Source organism: Streptomyces sp. NPDC056948 (assembly GCF_042674225.1).
Taxonomy (GTDB): Bacteria; Actinomycetota; Actinomycetes; order Streptomycetales; family Streptomycetaceae; genus Streptomyces; species Streptomyces purpurascens.
On sequence record NZ_JBHUQX010000698.1, the window covers coordinates 1 to 2,813 of the forward strand.

Here is a 2,813-nt window from a genome sequence, read left to right on the forward strand (position 1 = left end):
ATGTTCCCGTCGAGCAGGAGCTCAGCTCCTCGGCGCGCCATCTGGGCCAGGCGCTCGAAGAGCTGGAGCAGCTTCACGGGGCCACGTCCGACACGTACCACGGTGTGCTGGGCGGCCTCGCCACGAGTGGGCAGGTCAGCCGCCGTGGGCTGGAGTTTCCGGATCGCCCTGCGCCGGGACGTCAACGCCACCCCGCCGAGCTGGCCACGCCCCGAGAACTCCCTCCAGGCCCACCTGGAGTTCGTGGTGGACGACCTCGACGCGGTGGAACGCCGGGTCGTCAGCCTGGGCGGACGCCCCCTGGAGGCCAAGGACGCCTCGGGCCCCCTGGAGGAACGCGGCTACGCCGACCCGGCGGGCCACTCCTTCACCCTGCGGCGCACCGCGCCGACGGCCCCCAAGCAGGGCTGAGCGCGGCGTTCCCCGACGCCGTTCAGCCGGCCGCCGGCAGGGGCCGGAGGGTGAGGATCTGCTGGGCGTGCCCGACGGGGCCGGTGAGGTCGTGCAGCACGGTGCTGGTGACGCCCTGGCCGGTGGGGCCGAAGACGACGGTGGTGTCGAGCCCCGTCCAGCGGCCTTTCGGCCGGCGGTGGAGGTGGAGAGTGAGGTCGACGTTGGGGTACATCCAGGCGGTGGGCGGTTGCCGTACGGCGATGCCGTTGGCGGTGTCGACGAGTGCGACGTAGGACGCGAGAGGACTCGCGGCCTGTCCGGCGACGAGACCGAGCCGGGTGGAGACCCAGGCCGTCGTACGGCCCGGCCGCGGCGGCGCGACCGGACGGACGTCCAGGGAGGCGATGTATCCGCCGGGCCACACGGAGGTCAGCGGCCAAGGGGTCAGCGCCTCGGGAGGGACGAGCGCGTCCGCGGTGTCACCGGCTACTTCCCTCGTGTCGCGCTCGGCGAGGAGCCAGGCGCGGGCCCGCACGACGGGACGGCCGGCGATGAGCGCGACCGCTTCGAGGAGTTCGATGGTGCGGCCGGGCCGGAGGGTCTCCACCCGTATCTCGCACTCGTCCAGGGCGAGCCGGCCGAGGATGTCGAAGCTGATCCGGGACAGCGTCAGGCCGCTGTCCGGCCGTCCGGCCAGATAGCGGTCGACGGCGTGGACCATGAGGCCGGCGAGCGGGCTGAAGTGCTGCTCGTCCGGGTCCCACGCACCGCTCGCGTGGACGGTGGGCTTGAAGCGGTGCGTGTCGACGGATTCGTAATAGCTGTCGTTGTGCAAGGGACGCGTGCCTTTCAGCGAGCGGAGTCAGTGGGCGAAAACCGCGCCGGCCAGGGCCACATGGACGGCCGTGCCGGTGAGGATGCTCAGCAGGGCGTTGCGGAGCCACAGATGCAGGCCGACGGTGACGGCCAGGGCGGCCAGCGGGGCCACGGCGCGCGACTCGGTGACCGGCAGATCGCGCAGGCAGTAGACGACCAGTATCACCATCACCCCGGCGGGCATCCGGGTGCTGAGGTACCGCACGGTGGCGCTGGCCCGCAGCGGGGCCAGGGCGGCGAACGGCAGGGCGCGCAGGGACCAGGTGACGGCGGCGGTGACGAGGACCGCGCCGACGGCGTAGGTGTCAGACATGAGCGGGCTTCCTCCGGGTGGCGAAGTGGCGTGCCAGGAGTCCGGCGGTGAACAGGGCGAAGGCCGCCGGCAGCAGCTCTCCGGGGAAGAGCAGGCGGGCGCCCAGGGCGCAGAGCAGGGCGAGCACCGGGGTCGGCAGGTCGCCCCGCAGGTCACGGATCGCGTCGAGAGCGAGGACGGCGAACAGGGCGGTCAGGGCGAAGTCCAGTCCGGTGACACTGTCCGGTACGAGGGAGCCCAGCAGGGCCCCGGCGGTCGCGCTGCCGGCCCAGTACAGATGCATGAAGAACTGCAGCCACAGGATGCGCGGGCTCGACCAGCCGCGGGCCTGCCCGCCCGCGGTCAGCGCGTACGCCTCGTCGGTGAGCGCGAAGGTGCTGTACGTCCGGGCGAGCCGGCCCCGCACGCGGTGCAGGGGAAAGGACAGGGCGTAGAAGACGTGCCGTGCCTGCACCAGGAAGGCGGCCAGGGCGATGGACGCCAGAGGCGCGGCGGCCACGACCATGCCGATGAGCAGGAACTCGAAGGAACCGCCGTAGATCAGCGCCGCGGACAGCCCGGCCCACCACCAGTCGAGCCCCGACTGGACCACGAGCGCCCCGAAGGCGAGACCGAGCGGCACCATCCCGAGGCCCACGGAGGCACAGTCCTGGAGAGCGGCCCGGGCCGCAGGGCTTATTCGCATGTCGACATTTTAGAAAAGTTCACGCCTCATATGGTTGCCGATCATGGCTCTATGATCTCCATATGGGCAATGAAAGTGGCCTCGATGCCGTGGACCGAGAAATTCTGTTTCATCTGCGCCAGGACGGCCGGCTGCCGAACGTCGAGCTCGCCAAGCGGGTGGGGCTGACTCCGCCTCCCTGTCTGCGCCGGGTCAAGCGTCTGGAGGAGAGCGGTGTCATCGCCGGCTACCGGGCCGTCATCGACCCCGGAGCGGTGGGCCGTGAGCTCGAAGTGCTCATCGACGTCGAGATCTACGCCCAGGACCGCAGGACCGTCGAGGAGTTCGAGACCACCGTGGCGTCCTACGAGGAGGTCGTCGAGTTCCGGAGGATGTACGGGCGCCCCGACTACTTCCTCCGTGTCGCCGTGGCCGACCACGCCGCCTACGAGGCCTTCATGATGGGCAAGCTCAGCGGCCTGCCCGCCGTCCTGCGCCTCGAGTCGCACCTCACCATGAAGACGATCAAGGTGGACGGCTGAGCGGACCCCGGGCACAGGCCGGCCC

At 71.1% G+C, this 2,813-nt stretch carries 4 protein-coding genes and 1 pseudogene; 2 read left to right on the top strand and 3 right to left on the bottom strand.

The features are described from left to right. Window positions 1–111: 111 nt before the first annotated feature. Window positions 112–411, top strand: a pseudogene (locus tag ACFTZL_RS43655) (VOC family protein); the annotation flags it as partial. A gap of 22 nt (window positions 412–433) precedes the next feature. Here ACFTZL_RS43655 and ACFTZL_RS43660 read toward each other — a convergent pair. The 3 genes from ACFTZL_RS43660 to ACFTZL_RS43670 are packed head-to-tail and all read right to left on the bottom strand — an operon-like array spanning window position 434 to window position 2,267. Continuing rightward, complete coding sequence (locus ACFTZL_RS43660) at window positions 434–1,228, bottom strand: thioesterase family protein (RefSeq protein WP_382595825.1); 795 nt, start codon at window positions 1,226–1,228, stop codon at window positions 434–436. A gap of 27 nt (window positions 1,229–1,255) precedes the next feature. Further along, window positions 1,256–1,582: a branched-chain amino acid transporter permease gene (locus ACFTZL_RS43665; RefSeq protein WP_382595828.1), complete on the bottom strand. Its 327-nt coding sequence runs from the start codon at window positions 1,580–1,582 to the stop codon at window positions 1,256–1,258. After that, window positions 1,575–2,267, bottom strand: coding sequence for an AzlC family ABC transporter permease (locus ACFTZL_RS43670; RefSeq protein WP_382595831.1), 693 nt, complete (start codon window positions 2,265–2,267; stop codon window positions 1,575–1,577). The genes ACFTZL_RS43665 and ACFTZL_RS43670 overlap by 8 nt, the downstream gene beginning before the upstream one ends. 62 nt (window positions 2,268–2,329) lie before the next feature. Here ACFTZL_RS43670 and ACFTZL_RS43675 point away from each other — a divergent pair, with 62 nt between their 5' ends. After that, a complete protein-coding gene (locus tag ACFTZL_RS43675) occupies window positions 2,330–2,788 on the top strand; it encodes an Lrp/AsnC family transcriptional regulator (RefSeq protein WP_382595834.1) in 459 nt (152 codons plus the stop codon). The last annotated feature ends 25 nt before the right edge of the window (window positions 2,789–2,813 follow it).